General features: G+C 62.9%; 22 protein-coding genes. 11 read left to right on the top strand and 11 right to left on the bottom strand.

Annotation, left to right across the window (positions count from 1 at the left end; translation table 11 throughout):
- Nucleotides 1-57: 57 nt before the first annotated feature.
- Entirely contained in the window at nucleotides 58-738 is a 681-nt protein-coding gene (locus tag NKI16_RS15895; protein WP_352570026.1) for a ceramidase domain-containing protein, read from the top strand.
- Between the two features lie 85 nt (nucleotides 739-823).
- Here NKI16_RS15895 and acnA read toward each other — a convergent pair whose 3' ends face one another.
- Nucleotides 824-3,514, bottom strand: a complete 2,691-nt coding sequence (gene acnA / locus NKI16_RS15900) for an aconitate hydratase AcnA (RefSeq protein WP_352570025.1) — start codon at nucleotides 3,512-3,514, stop codon at nucleotides 824-826.
- A gap of 282 nt (nucleotides 3,515-3,796) precedes the next feature.
- Between acnA and ccmA the strand changes: the two genes are divergently transcribed.
- From ccmA to NKI16_RS15920, 4 genes are all read left to right on the top strand, one after another.
- Complete coding sequence (ccmA, locus tag NKI16_RS15905) at nucleotides 3,797-4,396, top strand: heme ABC exporter ATP-binding protein CcmA (RefSeq protein WP_352782326.1); 600 nt, start codon at nucleotides 3,797-3,799, stop codon at nucleotides 4,394-4,396.
- 37 nt (nucleotides 4,397-4,433) lie between these two features.
- The gene (ccmB, locus tag NKI16_RS15910) at nucleotides 4,434-5,099 is read left to right on the top strand and encodes a heme exporter protein CcmB (RefSeq protein ID WP_023679814.1); all 666 of its coding nucleotides are present in this window, start codon (nucleotides 4,434-4,436) and stop codon (nucleotides 5,097-5,099) included.
- A 126-nt stretch (nucleotides 5,100-5,225) separates the two neighbouring features.
- On the top strand, nucleotides 5,226-5,393 hold the full coding sequence (ccmD, locus tag NKI16_RS15915; RefSeq protein ID WP_352456348.1) for a heme exporter protein CcmD: 168 nt from the start codon (nucleotides 5,226-5,228) through the stop codon (nucleotides 5,391-5,393).
- A complete protein-coding gene (locus NKI16_RS15920; RefSeq protein WP_352450188.1) occupies nucleotides 5,390-5,965 on the top strand; it encodes a DsbE family thiol:disulfide interchange protein in 576 nt (191 codons plus the stop codon). The genes ccmD and NKI16_RS15920 overlap by 4 nt, the downstream gene beginning before the upstream one ends.
- Nucleotides 5,966-6,053: 88 nt before the next feature.
- Here NKI16_RS15920 and NKI16_RS15925 read toward each other — a convergent pair whose 3' ends face one another.
- Nucleotides 6,054-6,221: a hypothetical protein gene (locus NKI16_RS15925; RefSeq protein WP_023721879.1), complete on the bottom strand. Its 168-nt coding sequence runs from the start codon at nucleotides 6,219-6,221 to the stop codon at nucleotides 6,054-6,056.
- A gap of 264 nt (nucleotides 6,222-6,485) precedes the next feature.
- On the opposite strand from NKI16_RS15925, the gene NKI16_RS15930 reads away from it, so the two are divergent.
- Both NKI16_RS15930 and NKI16_RS15935 read left to right on the top strand, forming a co-directional pair.
- Entirely contained in the window at nucleotides 6,486-7,403 is a 918-nt protein-coding gene (locus tag NKI16_RS15930) for an SMP-30/gluconolactonase/LRE family protein (RefSeq protein WP_352570023.1), read from the top strand.
- Between the two features lie 32 nt (nucleotides 7,404-7,435).
- The gene (locus tag NKI16_RS15935; protein WP_023679809.1) at nucleotides 7,436-7,645 is read left to right on the top strand and encodes a tautomerase family protein; all 210 of its coding nucleotides are present in this window, start codon (nucleotides 7,436-7,438) and stop codon (nucleotides 7,643-7,645) included.
- A gap of 106 nt (nucleotides 7,646-7,751) precedes the next feature.
- Here the strand turns inward: NKI16_RS15935 and NKI16_RS15940 are convergent, their stop codons facing one another.
- The 7 genes from NKI16_RS15940 to NKI16_RS15970 form a co-directional block, all read right to left on the bottom strand.
- On the bottom strand, nucleotides 7,752-8,285 hold the full coding sequence (locus NKI16_RS15940; RefSeq protein ID WP_352570207.1) for an NADPH-dependent FMN reductase: 534 nt from the start codon (nucleotides 8,283-8,285) through the stop codon (nucleotides 7,752-7,754).
- A gap of 40 nt (nucleotides 8,286-8,325) precedes the next feature.
- Entirely contained in the window at nucleotides 8,326-8,946 is a 621-nt protein-coding gene (locus NKI16_RS15945) for a pyridoxamine 5'-phosphate oxidase family protein (protein WP_352570022.1), read from the bottom strand.
- Nucleotides 8,947-9,036: 90 nt separating this feature from the next.
- Nucleotides 9,037-9,702 carry a septation protein A gene (locus NKI16_RS15950; RefSeq protein ID WP_023679806.1) on the bottom strand — a complete coding sequence of 222 codons (666 nt, stop codon included), beginning with the start codon at nucleotides 9,700-9,702 and terminating at the stop codon, nucleotides 9,037-9,039.
- A 60-nt stretch (nucleotides 9,703-9,762) separates the two neighbouring features.
- Nucleotides 9,763-11,352 (bottom strand): signal recognition particle-docking protein FtsY, encoded by a 1,590-nt coding sequence (ftsY, locus tag NKI16_RS15955; RefSeq protein WP_352570019.1) that lies wholly within the window; start codon nucleotides 11,350-11,352, stop codon nucleotides 9,763-9,765.
- A gap of 11 nt (nucleotides 11,353-11,363) precedes the next feature.
- Nucleotides 11,364-12,665: a tRNA (N(6)-L-threonylcarbamoyladenosine(37)-C(2))-methylthiotransferase MtaB gene (mtaB, locus tag NKI16_RS15960; protein ID WP_031212717.1), complete on the bottom strand. Its 1,302-nt coding sequence runs from the start codon at nucleotides 12,663-12,665 to the stop codon at nucleotides 11,364-11,366.
- Nucleotides 12,665-13,549, bottom strand: a complete 885-nt coding sequence (gene dapF / locus NKI16_RS15965; RefSeq protein WP_352570018.1) for a diaminopimelate epimerase — start codon at nucleotides 13,547-13,549, stop codon at nucleotides 12,665-12,667. The genes mtaB and dapF overlap by 1 nt, the downstream gene beginning before the upstream one ends.
- Nucleotides 13,550-13,623: 74 nt before the next feature.
- Nucleotides 13,624-13,785, bottom strand: coding sequence for a DUF1328 family protein (locus NKI16_RS15970; RefSeq protein WP_031195454.1), 162 nt, complete (start codon nucleotides 13,783-13,785; stop codon nucleotides 13,624-13,626).
- Nucleotides 13,786-14,023: 238 nt separating this feature from the next.
- Between NKI16_RS15970 and NKI16_RS15975 the strand changes: the two genes are divergently transcribed.
- Complete coding sequence (locus NKI16_RS15975) at nucleotides 14,024-15,283, top strand: flavin-containing monooxygenase (protein WP_352570017.1); 1,260 nt, start codon at nucleotides 14,024-14,026, stop codon at nucleotides 15,281-15,283.
- Here the strand turns inward: NKI16_RS15975 and NKI16_RS15980 are convergent.
- Nucleotides 15,280-16,290: an MBL fold metallo-hydrolase gene (locus tag NKI16_RS15980; RefSeq protein WP_352782327.1), complete on the bottom strand. Its 1,011-nt coding sequence runs from the start codon at nucleotides 16,288-16,290 to the stop codon at nucleotides 15,280-15,282. The genes NKI16_RS15975 and NKI16_RS15980 overlap by 4 nt on opposite strands.
- Before the next feature lie 303 nt (nucleotides 16,291-16,593).
- Between NKI16_RS15980 and NKI16_RS15985 the strand changes: the two genes are divergently transcribed.
- Together NKI16_RS15985 and zapE are read left to right on the top strand one after the other, a co-directional pair.
- Nucleotides 16,594-17,133: a protease inhibitor Inh/omp19 family protein gene (locus NKI16_RS15985; RefSeq protein WP_352593778.1), complete on the top strand. Its 540-nt coding sequence runs from the start codon at nucleotides 16,594-16,596 to the stop codon at nucleotides 17,131-17,133.
- Nucleotides 17,134-17,277: 144 nt separating this feature from the next.
- On the top strand, nucleotides 17,278-18,480 hold the full coding sequence (gene zapE / locus NKI16_RS15990; protein WP_352923215.1) for a cell division protein ZapE: 1,203 nt from the start codon (nucleotides 17,278-17,280) through the stop codon (nucleotides 18,478-18,480).
- Nucleotides 18,481-18,514: 34 nt separating this feature from the next.
- Here zapE and NKI16_RS15995 read toward each other — a convergent pair whose 3' ends face one another.
- Nucleotides 18,515-18,814 carry a GNAT family N-acetyltransferase gene (locus NKI16_RS15995; protein WP_352782329.1) on the bottom strand — a complete coding sequence of 100 codons (300 nt, stop codon included), beginning with the start codon at nucleotides 18,812-18,814 and terminating at the stop codon, nucleotides 18,515-18,517.
- Between the two features lie 362 nt (nucleotides 18,815-19,176).
- Between NKI16_RS15995 and mdh the strand changes: the two genes are divergently transcribed.
- On the top strand, nucleotides 19,177-20,145 hold the full coding sequence (gene mdh / locus NKI16_RS16000) for a malate dehydrogenase (protein ID WP_023679796.1): 969 nt from the start codon (nucleotides 19,177-19,179) through the stop codon (nucleotides 20,143-20,145).
- Nucleotides 20,146-20,159 lie beyond the last annotated feature (14 nt).

Genomic DNA, 20,159 nt, shown 5'->3' on the forward strand with positions numbered 1-20,159 from the left:
AGGGCGCAATAGGTGGACTTGCACTACACGATGGAAGCGATTCGGGCGGCAATCAGCATGTGGCAATCTCTCCTGGCGCCGGTCGACCTCTATTGCGAACGGATGGGGCCGGAATTCTGGGCCGAACCGCTCAATGCGCTGAGCAATCTGGCTTTTTTTGCCGCCGGGCTATGGGGTGTCTGGCAGGTGCGCAAGCGCGGCACCGGCACCTTCGCCGAAGTGCTGGCCTGGTGGGTGGTGGCGATCGGCGTCGGCTCGTCGCTGTTCCACACCTTTGCCACAAGGGCAATGATCCTGGCCGACGTGCTGCCCATTGCAGGGTTCACGCTGGCCTACACGCTGTTCAACCTGCGACGTTTTCTCGGCATGAAATGGGGCAGGGCGATCGCCATCTTCGTCGCCTTTTACGCCGTTGCCGGGCTGGTGACCTTTGCCGTGCCCGACTGGCTGCGCCAGGCGTCGAACGGGACGACCGGCTATCTGCCTCCGTTTCTGGCGCTCGCCTTCTTCGGCGCCTGGGTGGCGGCCAGCGGCAATCGCGCCGGCTGGTACAATCTGGCGGGTTCGGCGATCTTCGTCGTGTCGGTCATCTGCAGGATGATCGATCCGCTGGTCTGCGGCGGCTTTCCGCTCGGCACGCATTTCCTGTGGCACATATTCAACGGGCTGATGCTCGGCGTGCTGCTGGCGGCGACAGCGCGGTTTGGAAAGCCGGGAATTGGGGGAATAGGGCAGTAGGGCAGTAGGGCAGTAGGGCAGTAGGGGAATAAGTCGCTTCTCCTTGCTTCACCCTACTGCCCTACTCCCTTATTGCCCTACTCACTTAAGCGGCCAGATCGCGCAGCACGTATTGCAGGATGCCGCCGTTCTTGAAGTAGTCGAGCTCGTCCAGCGTATCGATGCGGCAGATGATCGGAACCTCTTTGACGCTGCCGTCGCCGTAGGTGATCCTGGCGATCATCTTCTGCCGCGGCTTGATGTTGCTCAGTCCGTCGATCTCGACCAGTTCGTCGCCCTTGAGGTTGAGCGAGGCCCATGAGGTGCCTTCCTCGAAGACGAAGGGGATCACGCCCATGCCGACCAAATTGGAGCGGTGGATGCGCTCGAAGGACTGGGCGATGACCGCGCGGACGCCCAGCAAATTGGTGCCCTTGGCCGCCCAGTCACGCGACGAGCCGTTGCCATATTCGACGCCGGCGAAGATGACCAGCGGCACGCCTTCCTTCTTGTAGCGCATCGCGGCGTCGTAGATCGATTCCTCTTCTTTCGAGGGGTAATGGATGGTGTAGCCGCCCTCGCGGCCGTTCTCGCCCAGCATATGGTTGCGGATGCGGATATTGGCGAAGGTGCCGCGCATCATCACCTCGTGGTTGCCCCGGCGCGTGCCGTACTGGTTGAAATCGGCGACGCCGACGCCGTGGTCGGTAAGATACTTGCCGGCCGGCGAGGCCGCCTTGATCGAACCGGCCGGCGAAATGTGGTCGGTGGTGATCTTGTCGCCGAACAGGCCGAGCACACGCGCGCCCTTGATATCGCCGATCTTGCCGAAGCCTGACTTCATGCCGGCGAAATAGGGTGGGTTCTGCACATAGGTCGAATTGTCGTCCCAGGCATAGGTCTGGCCTTCCGGCGCCTTGACATTCTGCCAGTACTCGTCGCCCTTGAAGACGTCGGCATACTTGCGGGCAAACAATTCGCGCGTGACGTTCTTCTCGATGAATTCCTGGATCTCGACCGAACTTGGCCAGATGTCTTTGAGATAGACCGGACTGCCGTTGCGATCGTCGCCGAGCGGCTCGGTGGTCAGATCTTTGGTCACGGTCCCGGCCAGCGCGTGGGCGACGACCAGCGGCGGCGAGGCGAGATAGTTCGCCTGCACGTCGGGCGAGACGCGGCCTTCGAAATTGCGGTTGCCGGACAAGACTGCCGCAGCAATCAAGCCCTTATCGTTGATGGTCTTGGAGATCGGCGCCGGCAACGGGCCGGAATTGCCGATGCAGGTGGTGCAGCCGAAGCCGACCAGGTTGAAGCCGATCTGGTCGAGCTCCTTCTGCAGGCCGGATTTCTCGAGATATTCGGCGACGACCTGGCTGCCCGGCGCCAATGAGGTCTTGACCCACGGCTTCTGCTTGAGGCCGAGCCGGTTGGCGTTGCGCGCCAACAGCCCGGCGCCGATCAGCACGCTCGGGTTCGAGGTGTTGGTGCAGGAGGTGATGGCGGCGATGACCACATCGCCGTGGCCAAGATCGTAGTCCGTGCTCTCGACGGCATAGCGCTTGTCGATTTCGGCGGCCTTCCTGTATTCGGTCTCCATGGCCTTGGCGAAGCCGGCCGGAATGTCTTCAAGTGCGACCCGGCCTTCAGGCCGCTTCGGGCCGGCCATCGACGGGACGACACTGCCGAGATCGAGCTCCAGCAGGTCGGTGAAGACCGGATCGGCAGAGCCGGCATCGCGCCACAAGCCTTGCGCCTTCGAATAAGCCTCGACCAGGGCGATGCGGCTTTCGTCGCGACCGGACATGGTGAGATAGCGGATGGTTTCGCTGTCGACCGGGAAGAAGCCGCAGGTGGCGCCATATTCCGGCGCCATGTTGCCGATGGTGGCGCGGTCGGCCAGCGTCATGTTGGACAGGCCCGGCCCGAAGAATTCGACGAACTTGCCGACGACGCCCTTCTTGCGCAGCATCTGGGTGACGGTGAGCACCAGGTCGGTGGCGGTGACGCCTTCCCTCAGCCTGCCGGTGAGCCGGAAGCCGATGACTTCAGGCAGCAGCATGGAGACCGGCTGGCCAAGCATCGCGGCCTCGGCCTCGATGCCGCCGACGCCCCAGCCGAGAACGCCGAGGCCGTTGATCATCGTGGTATGTGAATCGGTGCCGACGCAGGTGTCGGGATAGGCGGTGGTCTCGCCGTCTTCGCTGTTGGTCCACACGACCTGACCGAGATATTCGAGATTGACCTGATGGCAGATGCCGGTGCCGGGCGGCACGACGCGGAAATTGCGGAACGCCTGCTGGCCCCATTTCAGGAATTTGTAGCGTTCCTCGTTGCGCTCATATTCAAGCTCGACATTGCGGGCGAAAGCCAGTGGCGTGCCGAATTCGTCGACGATGACCGAGTGGTCGATGACCAGATCGACCGGCACCAGCGGATTGATCTTTTGCGGGTCGCCGCCGAGCGAGGCCATGGCGTCGCGCATGGCGGCAAGGTCGACCACGGCTGGAACGCCGGTGAAATCCTGCATCAGCACGCGAGCCGGGCGATAGGCGATCTCGACGCCGGCGGTGCCCCGGTCAGTCAGCCAGCCGGCGACCGCCTGGATGCTCTCCTTGGTAACGGAACGGCCGTCCTCGTTGCGCAGCAGATTCTCCAGCAGCACCTTCATCGAATAGGGCAATTGGGCAATACCGGTGAGGCCGTTCTTTTCGGCCTCGACAAGGTCATAGTAGATGTACTCGGTGCCGCTGGCGGTCAGCGTGCGGCGGCAATTGAAACTGTCGAGTGATTTGGACACGTGCGATCCCTAACTGTCGGTTGCCGGAAGGGAACGGACGCCAGTGGGCATGCAAATCACGCGCAAAGGTGCGGGTACGGCCATTTCCGCTATCCGTTCCCAAGCGTCCGGGCCGTTCAAGGCGGCACGCGCGCTGGTTCGGCGCAAATTCGGTTCCCGTGCCGACCGCTGGCACGGATGATGCGGATATAGAGAATTTTCTGGAATAGTTCTAGACACGGAATCGCCATTTTTGCTGCGGCGCACCGAAGCCGCGCCTGAACGTTCGGCGAAGGGGAACGGATGCGGCTGATCGCGGAAAATCTTGGCGGCGAACGCGGCGGCGAGACGGTATTTTCCGGCATCGAATTCGCCTTGGGGGATGGCCAGGCGCTGGTCGTCACCGGGCCGAACGGCGCCGGCAAATCGACGCTGCTCAGGATCGTCGCCGGACTGTTGCCGGTGGCGGCAGGCCGTGTGCGGTTCGAAGGTGGTGGCGAGGACTTTCCGTCGGCCGCCTCGGCCTGTCACTATCTCGGCCACCTCAACGCGATGAAGAGGGCGCTGAGCGTTACGGAAAACCTGTGCTTCTGGCGCGATTTTTCGGGCGCCGGTTCCGCGGGTGTTGAAGAGGCACTGGAAACCGTCGGGCTGGGCGGCATCGGCCATCTGCCGTTCGGCTATCTCTCGACCGGGCAACGCCGCCGCGCGGCGATTGCAAAACTGCTGGTAAGCCACCGGCCATTGTGGCTGCTCGATGAGCCGACGGCAGGACTGGACAAGGCTTCGGAGGAGAGATTCGGCGAATTGATGGGGAAGCACCTCGAGAGTGGGGGAATCGTGGTTGCGGCGACGCATTTGCCGCTGGGGATCGAGGGAAAGGAATTGAGGATGACCGGCTGATGTTGGCATTCCTTCACAGGCGAAAGCATCTCACATCATGCTAGCCCTCTTCCTGCGCGACATCCGGCTGAGTATCCGCGCCGGCGGCGGGGCGCTTACCGGCGTGATTTTCTTTCTCGCCGTTATCGCGACCATCCCCTTCGGCGTCGGTCCCGAGCTGAAGCTGCTGGCCCGCATCGGCCCGGCGATCCTGTGGATCGCCGCCTTGCTGGCCTGCCTGCTCGGCCTCGACCGGCTGTTCCAGGCCGACCGCGAGGACGGCTCGCTCGATCTTCTGGTGCTTGGCAACGACCGGCACATGCTGGCCTTGACCGTTCTGACGAAATGCCTGGCGCATTGGGCGGGAAGCGTGCTGCCGCTGGTCATCGCCGCTCCCTTGCTCGGCCTGTTCATGAACATGGAGCCGGCCGGCATCGGCGCCACGGCGTTGACGCTTCTGGTAGGCACGCCGGCGATCACCTTCATCGGTGCTGCCGGTGCAGCGGTGGCAGTGGCGTTGCCGCGTGGCGGGCTGCTGATCTCGGTGCTCGTGCTGCCGCTGACCATTCCCGTGCTGATCTTCGGCGTATCGGCAAGCTATGGCGCGGTGGCGGACCCCGATCCATTCCTGCAGCCCTTCCTCATTCTTGCCGCGCTGACCTTGTTTCTTGCCGTGCTCGGCCCTGTGGCGGCGGCGCTGGCGCTACGGCACGGAACGGATTGATGCGTTGGCTTCAGCTCATGCCTGCGGCGCGGCGAACAATTGCGGAGCCGATGGCGCAGCGTTAAGAGAAGACATGTTGGAACGGCGTGAGACGGACCGGTTGGAAAGCGCCGCGGAGCGAAAAGCATGAGCGTACATGCGCTTTATGTCACCGCCGCCTATGCGATCACGGCCGTGGTGCTGGGCGGGCTGATCGGCTGGATTCTGCTCGACCAGCGCGGCCGCAAGCGAGAGCTTGCCGAGCTGGAGGCATCCGGCGTGCGCCGGCGCTCCGATAAGGCAGTAAAATCATGAGCACGGAAACCCAAACACCGGCGCGCCGCCGCCTGATCGTGCTGCTGCCGCTGCTGGTCTTTCTCGGGCTGGCGGGATTGTTCCTGGCGCAGCTTTTGTCCGGGCGCGACGTGTCGGAAGTGCCGTCAGCGCTGATCGGCCTGCCGGCGCCGCAGACCAACCTGCCGGCGCTCGAAGGCACCAATTTGCCGGGCCTCGATTCAAAACAGTTCGCCGGCAAGGTGACGCTGGTCAACGTCTTCGCGTCCTGGTGCGCGCCGTGCCGCGAAGAGCATCCGGTGCTGCTGGCGCTGTCGCAGGACAGACGCTTCGTCATGGCCGCGCTGAACTACAAGGACCAGCCGGAAAACGCCCGTCGGTTCCTTGGCGATCTCGGCAACCCATTCCAGGCGATCGGCGTCGACCAGGCCGGACGCACGGCGATCGACTGGGGTGTCTACGGCGTGCCGGAGACCTTCGTCATCGGCAAGGATGGCAAGATCGCCTATAAGCATGTAGGACCGCTGACGCCGGACTCGGCGCGGACGCTGCTGTTGCCCGAAATCGAGAAGGCGCTGGCCATGCCGGGCTGATGGCCCGCCGTTTCGTCATGCTAGGGTCTTTGCTCCGCTTTGCGTCGCTACGCCCAAGGATGACGAACGTGATAGGTCGACCGAAGACTCAGCCGTAGATCTGCTTGTGGACCTGGTAGAGCATTTCTGAGCGGTCGGCGCGCATGTCGGCGAGGTCACGGCTGCTGAAGCTGTCTATTTCGGCGACGAGGCGGTTGTAATGCCGGCGCTTGGCGATGCTGGCGCGAGCGCGGCTCATGAGGCTGTCGATGATCATAGCGAGTTTCCTTTTTGCGCCGCGTTTCGCGGCCAGTTGTTCCTCCCTTGATCGATACGGAGCATGACATAGTTATGGTGCATTGCAAAAATAAGATGTTGCAATGCACCATTGCGCTGGGCGCATAGCCGGTTAGCGGGATGTGACCTGCCGTCCGGGCCAGCATTCGCTTCCATAATGCCTCTGACGCATCATCGATCTTGCCATATCGATCGTGGGCTGGCTTGATCGCGCCTTGCCAAGCGACTGCTACCGGGAGGAACCATGGCCAGCGAATTCTACGAAGTTCTCGATCCGCGCTTTTCGCGGCTGTTCAACGGCAATGCACAGGTCGACAGGCTGTTTACCGGCTGCCGATGGGCGGAAGGACCGGCCTGGTTCGCGGCCGGGCGCTATGTGGTTTGGTCCGACATCCCGAACAATCGCATGCTGCGTTACGACGAGACCGACGGCAGCGTCAGCGTGTTCCGTCAGCCGTCCGGCAATTCCAACGGCAACACGGTCGACCGGCAAGGCCGGCTGGTTACTTGCGAGCATTCCGGCCGCCGCGTCAGCCGCACCGAGCATGACGGGTCGGTAGTCACCATCGCCGACAAATGGCGCGGCAAGCGGCTGAACTCGCCCAATGACGCGGTGGTCAAGTCCGACGGCTCGATCTGGTTCACCGACCCGAGCTACGGCATCGATACCGATTACGAGGGCGACAAGGCCGAAAGCGAGATCGGCGCCTGCCATGTCTACCGGGTCGATCCCGGCACCAGCGAGACCGAGGCGGTGATCACCGACATGGTCAGGCCCAACGGGCTCGCCTTCTCGCTCGACGAAAGCAAGCTCTATGTCGCCGACACCGGCCGCACCCATGGCGCGCAAAACCCGGCGCACATCCGGGTGTTCAATGTCGACCAGGGCGGCAAGACGGTCTCAGGCGAAAAGGTCTTTGCCGACTGCACCGCCGGCCTGTTCGACGGTTTCAGGCTGGATGCGGACGGCCGCATCTGGACCAGTGCCGCCGACGGGGTCCATTGCTACGATCCGGACGGGACGCTGATCGGCAAGGTCAAGGTACCGGAAGTCGTCGCCAATTGCGTGTTCGGCGGCAACAAGCTGAACTGCCTCTACATCGCCGGCACCACATCCCTCTACATGGTCCGGCTCATGGTCAACGGCGCCAAAACCTACTGAGCGGCCGCCAAGCATATGCAAGGGAGGGAACCATGCCATTCGTGAATATCCGCCTGGTCAAGGAGGTGATTGCCGATGACCCGGCCGGCAAAAAGGCCGCGATCGCCGCCCAAGTGACAGCGGCCATCACCAGCGTCACCGGCCTGACCAACAATGATGTCTGGGTGGTTTTCGAGGAGGTCGCTGCACGCGACTGGTTCGTCGGCGAGACCGACGTCGAGACGCGGAGGGGCAAGGGATAGTTCCCGGCACAGATTGGCCGCAGCTCCTAGCGTCGTCATCCCAGGGCGGAGCAGGAGCGAAGCTCCGTCGCGGAGACCCTGGGATGACGAAAGCACGGTCCGGCGTTCACCGCGAGCGGATGAACTCCGCGAAGGCGGATAGGGCATCGCGCATCGTCAGCCGGTTTTCAGGCTGCGATAAGATATCCTCCACCTCCAGCAGCTTCTTGCCGAGCAGCGCTATTTCGAGCGCTGCTTCCTCATGGAGCGCAAAAGACATTGTCCGCATGATCTCGACCAGTGCGGCGCGGGCAAACAGCGAGCGCGGCGAGGCATGCACCAGCATGGCTGGCTTGCCAACGGCGGCATCGCGCGACACCAGCCAGTCAAGCGCGTTCTTCAGGCCGCCTGGCACACCGTGGGCATATTCCGGGCAGGAGACGATGACGCCGTCGGCGGCGGTGACCGCATCGATCAGCGCCGCTGCTTGCGGCGGCGTTCGCTCGCCTTCGTCGTCGGGGTTGAAGATCGGCAGCCGACCAAGCCCGTCATAGACGGAGACGTGACAGTCCGGCGGCGCGTTTTGCGCGAGTGCCGCGACCAGGGCCGAATTGGTCGAGGCGGCGCGCAGGCTGCCGGAGATGGCGAGGATGTTCAGCAAAGGAATGGAGACCGGCTTGGGCGATTCGTTGCCGATCACGCTACCACATGGTCTTCCTGTATTCATCGTCCAGCCAGCGGTCGGTCGCCTCGGCCGAATCGGCGAGCGCCAGCTGGTCGCGCAGGATCTGGCCGAGCGTCGGCAGCGTCGCGCGGTCGTACCAGCTCTCCGGCTTCCACAGTTCGGAGCGCATGAAGGCCTTGGCGCAATGCATATAGGCGGCCTTGACCGTTACCACGACGACGCTTTGCGGTGCCTTGCCGTCGACCGCCAGCCGCTCACGCAATGCCGCATCGACGGTGATGCGGGCATCGCCATTGACACGCAGCGTTTCGTTCATGCCGGGAATGAGGAAGAGCAGCCCGATCGAGGGATTGAGAAGGATGTTCTCCAGCGTGTCGAGCCGGTTGTTGCCGGGACGGTCGGGGATGGCGATGGTCTTCTCGTCGAGCACTGTTACGAAGCCCGGCCTGTCGCCCTTGGGCGTCACATCGGCATTGCCGGCGCCGTCGGACGAGCCGATCAGCACGAAAGGGCTCTTGCCGATGAAGGAACGGCAGTGGCCGTCCAATGCCTTCAGTTCCTTGCGGATCGAGCCGTCAGTCGGCCGAGGCGTCTTGTAGATCGTCCTCAACTCGTCGCGTGTGGTGATGAATTCCATGCCCCTCTCCTCTTATTCTGACGCAATTCCCTAGGGAAAGCGCTACGCGCTTTTCCCGGGAAAACCGCTACACACTTTCCTGGAATTGCTCTATTTGCCGGCCTTCTCTTCCTTGCCGGTCTTGTCCTCGAGCGAATGGCGCAGGATCAACGGCATTTGGCTTAACGTGAAGACAAGGGTAATGGGAATCGTGCCCCAGACCTTGAAATAAAGCCAGGCTTCCTCAGAAAAGTTGCGCCACACGACCTCGTTCAGCGCAGCCAGAAAAAGGAAGAAGAGCCCCCATCGGAAAGTGAGCTTGCGCCAGCCTTCGGCGTCGAGATTGAAGGCGGAATCAAAGACATAGCCCAACAGCGATCTGCCAAACGCCAACCCGCCAAGCAACGTGATGCCGAACAGGCTGTTGATGATTGTCGGCTTCATGAAAGCGAAGGTCTTGTCCTGCAGCCACAGCGCCAGCGCGCCAAACACAAACACCACGATGGCCGAGACCAACGGCATGATCGGCCAGCTGCGCGTCAAAATCCACGAAACGCTGAGCGATAGCGCCGTCGCCACCATAAAGAACGCTGTGGCAATCAGGATAGGCTCGCCGATATGGCCGAGGATCGGAAACTTCCCGACAAGCCACGCACCGCGGATGGTGGTGAAAAAGAACACCAGGCCAGGCCCGAGTTCGAGCAGGAATTTCAGGCCGGGGTTCAATGCCTTGCGGCGCGGATCGGACAGGTCGCGTTCGAGGATGGGTGGGCTCATAGGGTCCTTCTTACGCATGATTCAATCCAAAAAGCCTGCAACTTTTTGGGATCATGCTCGTCAAGCCACGCCAGCGATCGCCCTGGCGAATTCGCTTGCGGAAAAGGGTTCGAGGTCGTCGACCTGTTCGCCGACGCCGATGAAATAGACCGGCAATTTATGCTTTGCCGCGATCGCCACCAGAATACCGCCGCGCGCCGTGCCGTCCAGCTTGGTCATCACCAGGCCGTTGACGCCGGCGACATTGCGGAAGATCTCGACCTGGTTGAGCGCATTCTGGCCGGTGGTGGCATCGACCGTCTGCAGCACGGTGTGCGGCGCTTCCGGATCGAGCTTGCCCAGCACCCGGACGATCTTTTCCAGTTCCGCCATTAGTTCGGTCTTGTTCTGCAGCCGCCCGGCGGTGTCGATGATCAGCACGTCGGAGCCGGCCTCCTTCGCGCGCTCGAATGCATCGTAGGCGAGGCCGGCGGCATCGGCGCCGAGCTTCGAGGCAATGACCGGCGAGTTGGTACGCTCGCCCCAGATCTTCAGCTGCTCGATCGCGGCTGCGCGAAAGGTGTCGCCGGCGGCGAGCATCACCGAGAGACCGCCATCGGTGAGCTTCGCCGCCAGCTTGCCGATGGTCGTGGTCTTCCCCGTGCCGTTGACGCCGACCACCAGGATAACATGCGGCTTGTGGCTGAGGTCGAGCTCCAACGGCATGGCGACGTGGGTCAGCACCTTCTCAACCTCGGCCGCCATGATGGTCCGGACTTCGGTGTCGGAGACGTCCTTGCCGTAGCGGCTGGCGGAGAGCGCGTCGGTAACGCGCAAAGCCGTCTCCATGCCGAGATCGGCGCGGATCAGCACATCCTCCAGGTCCTGCAGCGTGTCCTCGTCAAGTTTCCGCTTGGTGAAGACGCCGGCGATGTTGCCCGACAACTCCTTGGAAGAGCGGGCAAGCCCGTCTCGCATGCGCTGGAACCAGGAGCGCCTCGGCGCCGGTTCGGGCGCCTTCTGCGGCTCGGCTTTCTGCTCGACCTTCTTGGTCACGGTGACTTTGCCGGGGGCGGGCTTTGGCTCCGGCGATGGTTGCGGAACGGCTTCTGGCTCGGGCGTTACCTCCCCCTCGATGGGAGGGTGGGGCGCCGGCACGACCTCCGGTTCGGGCGCGATCTCGGTCAAGATCGGTTTCGTCTCGGCCGGCGCTGGCTGGCGGATCGGGGGCGGTATTTCGGCGGGCGGGACTTCGCGCGCTGGCGCTGCTGAGGGAGCCTCGGTGGGCACTACCGGCACTTCGACGGGTGCAGGTTCTGGCTGGGAGGGGACGATTTCTGGCTGCTGCGGCTCGGCCCGGATCTCCTCCGGTTCCTCAGCAGGCGTTTCCGGCTCGGGTGGAACGGTCGGCGGCGGCTCAGGCTTCTGCGATTCCGGCGCCGGTTGGGGTGCCGGAGGCAACTCTGGTTCGACTGGCGGTGGAGGTACGGCTTCGACTTCGGGTCGCGACTCTTCGCGTTTCAAAAACTCCGGGACGGCCTGCTCGGCGGCCGGTTTCAGCGCCTCCAGTTCGTCCCATTTGATCGGCGGCAGCGGTGCGGTCTCGTCGGGCCGCTCCTCGACGACTTCCTTCTTGCCGAACGAAAATATCTTCTTGAAAAAACCAGCCATGTCTTGCGCTCTCAGGCGGCGCGGGCGGCAAGCGGCGCGGCGATCAGTCGGATACCGTCATGGCCGGCGATATCAGCCTCGACGATGTCGCCCGGAGCGCCGGCAGAGACCGCGGCCAGCGTAAACCCTTCGGTGCGGCCAAGGCCGTCACGCTCGACCAGGATCGACTGATGCGTTCCAGCGAGCGAGGCAAGATGGCGGCGATAGGCGGCCTCGCCGGCGGCGCGCAGGCGTGCCGCGCGTTGCTTGACGACGTCGCGGCGGAGCTGCGGCATGCGCGCGGCGGGCGTGCCCTGGCGCGGCGAAAACGGGAAGACGTGGAGATGCGTCAGGCCGCATTCCTCGACGATCTCCAGCGAGTTTTCGAACATGGCGTCCGTCTCGGTCGGGAAGCCGGCGATGATGTCGGCGCCGAAAACAATGCCGGGGCGCAGTTTGCGCACATCCTCGCAAAAGCGGATCGACTGGTCGCGGCTGTGCCGGCGCTTCATCCGCTTCAGGATCATGTCGTCACCCGATTGCAGCGATAGATGCAGATGCGGCATCAGCCTCGGCTCGGTGGCGATGGCGTCCAGCAGATCGTCGTCGGCTTCGATCGAGTCGATGGAGGAAAGCCGCAGGCGTTTCACGTCTGGCACCTGCTTCAGGATGGTCTTGACCAATTTGCCGAGCTTCGGTGCGCCCGGCAGATCGGCGCCGAAACTGGTCATGTCGACGCCCGTCAGCACGATCTCGGCATAACCATTGCCGACGAGTCGCTTGATCTGCTCGACCACGGCGCCCATAGGCACCGAGCGCGAATTGCCGCGACCGTAGGGAATGATGCAGAAGGTACAGCGGTGGTCGCAGCCGTTCTGCACCTGGACAAAAGCGCGCGCCCGGCCCTCGATGGCGTCGACCATGTGGGCGGCCGTCTCGCGCACCGAAAAGATATCGTTGACGCGCGCCTTCTCAGTGTCGTTGACGCCGAAATCCGGCAGCGCGCGATAGGAATGCGCCTTCAGCTTTTCCTCATTGCCGAGGACGAGATCGACCTCGTCCATGGCGACGAAATCCTGCGGGCCGGTCTGCGCGGCGCAGCCGGTAACGATGATGCGGGCAGCCGGGTTCTCACGGCGGGCTTTTCTGATCGACTGCTTGGCCTGGCGTACAGCCTCGCCGGTGACGGCGCAGGTGTTGAAGATGATGGCACCGCCTTCGAGCCCGCCGAGGCCCGCACTTTCGGCTTCACGCCGCATCACCTCGGATTCATAGGTGTTCAGCCGGCAGCCGAAGGTGACGACCTCGATACCCTTGTTGCCAAGAGGAGCCATCAGGCGGCGCTTTCGGTGTCGCGCGCCCACGCCCCGGTCGACGGATCGAAGCTGCCGGAAAATTCCCATTCGGCGGCACCGGTCAGGATGACGTGGTCGTCGTCGCGCCACAAAACATGCAGCGAGCCGTCGCCGGGCGTCATCAGCGTGACGCCGCGGCCGGTACGCCGGGTGCGGGACGCGGCGACCACAGCGGCGCAAGCAGCCGTGCCGCAGGCCTTGGTCAGGCCGGCGCCGCGCTCCCAGGTGCGGATGACCATGGTCTCCGGCGAAGTCACCTGCGCGATGGTGATGTTGGCGCGCTCGGGGAAGATCGGATGGTTTTCGAGCAGCGGGCCGAAGCGCTCGAGCTCGTACGACCAGACGTCGCGGTCGACCCAGAAGATGGCGTGCGGATTGCCCATCGAGACGACCGAGGGCGAATGCAGCACCGGGGCATCGATCGGGCCGATCTGCAGCTCGATCATGCGGGTGTCGCGGAATTCCTCGGCCAGCGGGATGTCCTGCCAGCCAAAGCGCGGCCTGCCCATGTCGACCGAGATCATTCCGTCGGCATGTTCCTCGGCATTGAGGATGCCGGCGACTGTTTCAAAGGCAAATGTCTTCTGGCCGGTCTCGGCGGCGAGCGCCTGGACGACACAACGCATGCCGTTGCCGCAGGCCTGCGCCCTGGTTCCGTCGGAATTCAAGATGTCGATGAAAAAGGCGGTGCCCGGCGTCCTGGGGTCGTGGATTGCCATGATCTGGTCGAACCTGGTCGCCGCATCGGCATTAAGCGCGACGGCTGCCGCAGGCGTCACGCGATCGGCACGGCCACGCATATCGGCAACGATGATTTCGTTGCCGATGCCGTTCATCTTGGCGAAAGGGGCCGCGCTTGCCATCGATCGAAAGGTCTCTTGCCGGTTTGGCGCCTATATGGCGGATAGCGGCAGAAATTACCAGCGCGGCGTGATTTTCAGGTCACCGCGAAGACGCCAAGCACGATCAGCAGGAAGATGATCAGCACGATGCCGATGAGGATGCGGGCGCCGGTGGCGGCGGCTCCGGCCAGTGCCGGCATGCCGAGCAGGCTCGCCGCGGCCGCGATAATCAAAAGAATGATGATCCACCTGATCATGAGATTACCTCGCAGCCGACAGGTTTGAACACGTACAAACGCTTCAGCGAGGCCTTGGGTTCCGCCGGCGGTGGCTGGGGCGGGTCGGAGAACCCGGCTGGGATATGCAGCTACGGATGCAATGTGTCATAGTATTGAATGATCCAAACGACGTGTTCGCTGGCACATGAGCTGCGGCCGGCGGATAGGAAAGTCGGGACTTGCATATTTGAGTCTCGACGGCTTGGTAAAATTTCCAATGACCGAGCGTTGGGACACAATCATTATTGGTGGCGGCCAGGCGGGGCTCGCCATGAGCTACTATCTTCAACAACATGAACGTGAGCATGTTGTGTTGGAACGCGCTCGTATTGCCGAACGCTGGCGGACGGAGCGTTGGGATTCGCTCCGATTTCAATTCATCAACCAGGCAATAGAGCTTCCTGGGCTTTCTTATCAGGGCCCCGAACCGGAGGGGTTCGCCCATCACACCGCTGTCACGCGATTCATCGAGCACTATGCGGCCAAAATTGCAGCTCCGGTTCGCCAGGGTGTCGAGGTCACGAGGCTCCGGCACAGGGATACCGGCGATTATGCATTGGAGACAAACACCGGCAGCATGAGAGCCCGCAACGTCGTAGTGGCGACGGGCCCGTTCCAGCGTTCGATGGTACCGGCGGCCGCAAGGGATTTGCCTCGATCCGTTTACCAGGTTCACGCCTCGAACTACCGCAGCCCCGACGAACTTCCCCCCGGAGCGGTGCTGGTGGTGGGCAGCGGCGCATCTGGAAGCCAGATAGCCGATGAGCTCCAGCAATCCGGGCGCAATGTCTATCTTTCGGTCAGCCCCCATCGTCGGGTGCCTCGGCGCTATCGCGGCAAGGATGTTTTGTGGTGGTTCGACAAAATGGGACGTTTCGAGATCACCATCGACAGTTTCCCGGAGCAGCGGTATCCCCCCTCGACGGTCGTAACCGGTGTCAACGGCGGTTACGATATGAACGTCCGCCGTTTTGCCCGCGATGGCGGAACGGTGCTGGGACGTGTGCTCGGATGCGCCGATGGAAAACTGTTGGTGGCCGCTGATGCCTTCCAGATATTAGCTGAAGCCGACAAATCCTATGACGATTTTGTTTCCGCTGCGGAGGCGTTGGCAGAGAAACGTGAAGTCTCGGACCATATCAGCGATGGCAATGAACATTCAGTAACCCCAATCCTGGCGGAAGTCGGCGGTGCCCGGTCAATGGATATCAGCAGCGAGAACGTCAGCTCGGTTATCTGGGGGACGGGATACCTCTTCGACTACAACTGGATAGATTTGCCAATTTTCGATTCGCGCGGTGCACCCGTTCAACAGCGTGGCGTGACGGCTTTTCCTGGCCTGTATTTTCTTGGCCTCCATTGGATGCATACCTTTGGCTCCGGCCTTCTCTCATATGTAGGCCGCGACGCCGCCCACATAGCCAGGTGTATGGAAGCCTTGGGGTCGCCTGCGCCGTCAGGCCGGTCGCCGGGCTAGACCGCCGGCACGTCCCAGACTTCGCCCGGCCGCAAGGCGCGAAAACGTTGCCGCGGCAGGCCGGCAGCATCGAGCGCTTCGCCGAGCTTTCTGGGCGGCTCATCGATCGGCTCGTTGGTGAGCCGGAACGTGCCCCAGTGACAGCCGGCGGCATAGGCGGCGTTGCACAAAAGCATGCCTTGCACCGCCTCCTCCGGATCCTGGTGATGTGGCGCCATGAACCAGCGCGGCTCGTAGGCGCCGATCGGCAGGATGGCGAGGCGGAACCCGCCGTGCTTTTGCGCCATCAGCCGGTAATTGATGCCACCGTGGAAGCCGGTATCGCCGGCGAAATAGATCTTTGCGTCGGGTGTCTCGACGACGAAACCCGCCCACAGCGCCATGCGCCGGTCGCGAGTACCGCGGGCCGACCAGTGGTGCACCGGCTCGACATAGACGGCGACGCGATCGCCGATATCGACCCGGTCGCCCCAGTCATGCGCGGAAAGCCGCATACGGGGCACGGCAGCGCCGATGATCGTGTCGTTGCCGAGCGGCGTCAGCAGCAGCGGGTCGTGTCTTGTCTTCAGGCGCTTCAGCGTGGCGAGGTCGAGATGGTCGTAATGGTTGTGGCTGACCAGCACGAGGTCGATCGGCGGCAAATGCGAAAAGGCGATGCCCGGCGGATTGACGCGTTTCGGACCGGCGAAGGAGAGCGGCGAGACACGCCGCGACCAGACCGGGTCGGTCAGGATGTTCAGGCCGGCTGTCTGGACGAGCAGCGAGGAATGACCGACCATGGTGAGGCGGAGCGCCGCACCATCGATGCGCTCGACCGGTCTTGCCGGTGGAAACGGGCTCGGATCCGCCGCCGGCCATTTCGAGCGCTCGCGGCTCAATTGCCATTTCAACAGATCGGCAAAGCGACCCGGCGGCCGTCCGTTGGGATTGAAGAACAAGGTGCCGTCGAAATGATCGCTGGGCGGCCCGCTGTAATAGCGGTTGGCGGCTCTCTTTCTCGCGGCCAAGAAATCGGCTCCCTGCAGTTTGCTGATCCCAAGAGATAATGCCGGAGCCGGCCCGCACAAGCATTTGAGGTGAACGCCAAGGATTTGGCGCCAGCGCGCCGTATCGAATCAACCGGAGGTGTCGGCCAAACGGCCAAGGCGTAACGCAATTCAGGCAATGTGCATTTTGCGACAAATTTGCAACATTACCGGCGCAAACCGTATTTTAACCATATCGGGTTGAAATTTCGCCACCTTCGCCATCTTGGTGAGGGGGACATTGCGCGGACGGCACCCCCAGCCCGATCCGACGGAGGTTGAAGAATGAAAATTTCGAAAACCGGCCTGCTGGCCGTATCGCTGGCCGCGCTCGTTGCGAGCGGCTGTTCAACCTCACGGTTCACATCAATGGACGAGCAGCAGCCGGCGCCGCTGGAAGCTGCGCCCGCCGGCAAGGTGACTGCAAACCAGCTGCCGCCACCGGCGACACCCGGCCCGGCCGACCCGTCGAAATTTCCTACCGCGCCGCAGAACACCCAGGTCGCCTCGCTGCCGCCGGACGGGACGGCGCCGGCCGGTGCGGCCGACCTTACCGCGTCCAGCGTCGCCGGCGTGTGGAAGGCAAGCGTGTCCGGCCAGAGCTGTCAGGTGGCGACGCCGCAGACCAAATTCGGTTCGGGCTACCGCGCCGGACCGCTGCATTGCCCGGCGCCGCTCGATGGCATCAAATCCTGGAACGTCGCCGGCAAACAGCTGACGCTCTTTGACGAGAATGGCGGCACGCTGGCACGGCTCTATTCTTCGGGCGGCGAGAAATTCGACGGCCAGACTTCCAACGGCCTGCCGATCTCGCTTACAAGGTAAGTGAACGGCCCCCCATTGTTACGCAATTCCGGACGGAAAACCGTTACACACTTTTCCTGGAATTGCCTCTTTTGTTTTTTACGCAATTCCGGACAGAAAACCGCTACACACTTTTCTTGGAATTGCTCCGGAACGACGTGACCAATGCATCTGCGTGACGGCCTCCAGACCCATGCGACCGTCAAGCAGCGCTATGACCATCTGGTCGAGACGGGCGCCATCGGGCGCGATCCGGCGCAGGAGCGGATCGCCGCTGCGCTCGACCGGCTGATCGAAGAGATATCGGCAAAGCGGCTGGCGCAGAAATCAAGCGCGCTGGGGTGGTTGTTCGCCCGCAAGCGCGAGGTGCACGAGGCGGTCAAGGGCCTTTATATCCATGGCGGCGTCGGCCGCGGCAAGACCATGCTGATGGACATGTTTTTCGAGCTGCTGCCGGTGCGGCGCAAGCGCCGGGTGCATTCCAACGACTTCATGGCCGACGTGCAGGACCGCATCCAGAAGCACCGGCAGGCTCGCAAGAACGGCACGGCCAAGGAGGACGACCCGATCCCGCCGGTGGCGCGCGCGCTGGCCGAGGAAGCCTGGGTGCTATGCTTCGACGAGTTCTCCGTCACCGACATCGCCGATGCGATGATCCTGTCAAGGTTGTTTTCGGCGTTGTTTGCCAATGGCGTGGTGCTGGTTGCCACTTCCAACGTCGCGCCGCAGGATCTCTACCGCGACGGCCTGAACCGTCAGTTGTTTTTGCCGTTTGTCGCTATCCTGGAGCGCCACGCGCAGGTGCTGGCGCTTGACGCCGACAAGGATTACCGCCTCGACAAGCTCAGCCGCATGCCGGTCTACGTCACCCCGGCCGATGCCGCCGCCGACCATGCGCTCGACGACGCGTGGGCGGTGATGACGCATGGCAGGCCGACGGCCGAGACGATGCTGACGGTGAAGGGCCGGCACGTCGTAGTGCCGCGTGCTGCCGGCGAGGCGGCGCGTTTTTCCTTCGCCGATCTCTGCGAGAGGCCGCTCGGCGCCCGCGACTATCTTGCCATTGCCAGCCGTTTCTCGACCATCTTCATCGACCATGTGCCGGTGCTCGGCGAAGGCAAGCGCAACGAAGCCAAGCGCTTCATCCTGCTGGTCGATACGCTCTACGATCATCATGTACGGCTGGTGATGAGCGCCGCGGCACCGCCGGCGCAGCTCTATACGGCCAAGCGCGGCAACGAAGTCTTCGAGTTCGAGCGCACCGCATCGCGGCTGATCGAGATGCAGAGCCACGACTGGCTGGAGGACTGGGCGGAGAGGCAGAGGGCGCAGGGATCATCGACCGAGGCACGGCAGGCTCAGGCGTGAGGGATAGTACAGAAGGGGCCGCTGCCGCCGGCGCCTATAACCGATAAACATACATGACGAACCCCTCCGCCGGCCCCTGCGGCTCTTTTCGCGACTCGTAAAGTGCGCGAGCAGCAACATTGTCCGGCTCGGTGCCGACCCACGCCTCCTCACAGCCATGCTCGCGACCGAGTGCGAACATGGCGCCGAGCATCCTCGTCGCAATGCCCTGGCGTTGAAAGGCCGGCGCCACGCCGACCTCGTCTATGTAGAGTTCGCTCACCTTGTCCGGGTGGCGGTGGATGACGGCTGCGCATTGGCCAACGACGATGCCGTCGGCGAGGGCCACGACCATGAAATGACAGGGCTCCGCGAGATAAGGCGGAGAGCCGATCCGGCCTGACCGGCTCGTCGAAGACTTCATCGGCAACCCGCATCACAAGGGCGTCATCGTCAGGAAACAGCCTTCTGATTTCCAGTGCCATTGTGTAGAATTCCTCTAGCCGGCTTCAGAATTTTGACGTTTACGTAATTCCCATTGTTTCTAACCGATTGAAATTACTCACTCCAAAATAATCGTTTGAATTTTTGTGCGGCCGGGGCTATTGCGTGCGGCGAATTTCGCGGTTCCGCAGCATTCCGGCCTCTTCCTCCGACGCCGTCATCAAATCGTCAAGGATTTGGGCGCCGTCATAGTCAAAGGGAAAATATCCTGACATGGCACGCAACAAGATAGCGCTCATCGGCTCGGGCATGATCGGCGGCACCCTCGCCCACATGGTCGGCCTCAAGGATCTCGGCGACGTCGTGCTGTTCGATATCGCCGAAGGCATCCCGCAAGGCAAGGGGCTGGACATCGCGCAGTCGTCGCCAGTCGATGGGTTCGACTCCAGGCTGACCGGCGTCAACGACTATGCCGGCATCGAGGGCGCCGATGTCTGCATCGTCACCGCCGGCGTGCCGCGCAAGCCCGGCATGAGCCGCGACGATCTTCTAGGCATCAATCTGAAGGTGATGGAGCAGGTCGGCGCCGGCCTCAAGAAATACGCGCCGAAAGCCTTCGTCATCTGCATCACCAATCCGCTCGACGCCATGGTCTGGGCGCTGCAGAAGTTTTCCGGCCTGCCCAAGAGCCATGTCGTCGGCATGGCCGGCGTGCTCGACAGTTCGCGCTTCCGTTATTTCCTGGCCGAGGAATTCAAGGTCTCGGTCGAGGACGTCACTGCCTTCGTGCTCGGCGGCCACGGCGATTCCATGGTGCCGATGATCCGCTATTCGACGGTTGCCGGCATCCCGCTGCCCGACCTCATCAAGATGGGCTGGACCTCGAGGGAGCGGCTCGACCAGATCGTGCAGCGCACCCGCGACGGCGGCGCCGAGATCGTCGGCCTGCTCAAGACCGGCTCTGCCTTTTATGCGCCGGCAGCTTCGGCCATTGCCATGGCCGAAGCCTATCTCAAGGACAAGAAGCGGGTGCTGCCCTGTGCTGCCTATCTCTCCGGCCAATATGGCGTCAAGAACACCTATGTCGGCGTTCCCGTGGTGATCGGCGCCGGCGGCGTCGAGCGGATCATCGAGATCGAGCTCGCGAAGAACGAGCAGAAGATGTTCGACAATTCGGTCGCGGCGGTGCAGGGCCTGTGCGACGCCTGCGTCAAGATCGCTCCGCATCTCGCGGCCAAGTAAGCCGGTAACCAAGC

This window comes from Mesorhizobium sp. M0698, assembly GCF_040320455.1.
Classification (GTDB): Bacteria; Pseudomonadota; Alphaproteobacteria; order Rhizobiales; family Rhizobiaceae; genus Mesorhizobium.

What these genes read in the sequence shown, in the direction of transcription:
- NKI16_RS15975 (WP_352570017.1), top strand. Translation starts at nt 14,024, where the DNA reads ATGACCGAGCGTTGGGACACAATCATTATTGGTGGCGGCCAGGCGGGG.
- NKI16_RS15985 (WP_352593778.1), top strand. Translation starts at nt 16,594, where the DNA reads ATGAAAATTTCGAAAACCGGCCTGCTGGCCGTATCGCTGGCCGCGCTC.
- NKI16_RS15930 (WP_352570023.1), top strand. Translation starts at nt 6,486, where the DNA reads ATGGCCAGCGAATTCTACGAAGTTCTCGATCCGCGCTTTTCGCGGCTG.
- zapE (WP_352923215.1), top strand. Translation starts at nt 17,278, where the DNA reads ATGCATCTGCGTGACGGCCTCCAGACCCATGCGACCGTCAAGCAGCGC.
- mdh (WP_023679796.1), top strand. Translation starts at nt 19,177, where the DNA reads ATGGCACGCAACAAGATAGCGCTCATCGGCTCGGGCATGATCGGCGGC.
- ftsY (WP_352570019.1), bottom strand. Translation starts at nt 11,352, where the DNA reads ATGGCTGGTTTTTTCAAGAAGATATTTTCGTTCGGCAAGAAGGAAGTC.
- NKI16_RS15945 (WP_352570022.1), bottom strand. Translation starts at nt 8,946, where the DNA reads ATGGAATTCATCACCACACGCGACGAGTTGAGGACGATCTACAAGACG.
- NKI16_RS15925 (WP_023721879.1), bottom strand. Translation starts at nt 6,221, where the DNA reads ATGATCATCGACAGCCTCATGAGCCGCGCTCGCGCCAGCATCGCCAAG.
- NKI16_RS15895 (WP_352570026.1), top strand. Translation starts at nt 58, where the DNA reads ATGTGGCAATCTCTCCTGGCGCCGGTCGACCTCTATTGCGAACGGATG.
- mtaB (WP_031212717.1), bottom strand. Translation starts at nt 12,665, where the DNA reads ATGGCTCCTCTTGGCAACAAGGGTATCGAGGTCGTCACCTTCGGCTGC.
- NKI16_RS15935 (WP_023679809.1), top strand. Translation starts at nt 7,436, where the DNA reads ATGCCATTCGTGAATATCCGCCTGGTCAAGGAGGTGATTGCCGATGAC.
- NKI16_RS15970 (WP_031195454.1), bottom strand. Translation starts at nt 13,785, where the DNA reads ATGATCAGGTGGATCATCATTCTTTTGATTATCGCGGCCGCGGCGAGC.
- dapF (WP_352570018.1), bottom strand. Translation starts at nt 13,549, where the DNA reads ATGGCAAGCGCGGCCCCTTTCGCCAAGATGAACGGCATCGGCAACGAA.
- ccmD (WP_352456348.1), top strand. Translation starts at nt 5,226, where the DNA reads ATGAGCGTACATGCGCTTTATGTCACCGCCGCCTATGCGATCACGGCC.
- ccmA (WP_352782326.1), top strand. Translation starts at nt 3,797, where the DNA reads ATGCGGCTGATCGCGGAAAATCTTGGCGGCGAACGCGGCGGCGAGACG.
- ccmB (WP_023679814.1), top strand. Translation starts at nt 4,434, where the DNA reads ATGCTAGCCCTCTTCCTGCGCGACATCCGGCTGAGTATCCGCGCCGGC.
- NKI16_RS15995 (WP_352782329.1), bottom strand. Translation starts at nt 18,814, where the DNA reads ATGGTCGTGGCCCTCGCCGACGGCATCGTCGTTGGCCAATGCGCAGCC.
- NKI16_RS15950 (WP_023679806.1), bottom strand. Translation starts at nt 9,702, where the DNA reads ATGAGCCCACCCATCCTCGAACGCGACCTGTCCGATCCGCGCCGCAAG.
- NKI16_RS15920 (WP_352450188.1), top strand. Translation starts at nt 5,390, where the DNA reads ATGAGCACGGAAACCCAAACACCGGCGCGCCGCCGCCTGATCGTGCTG.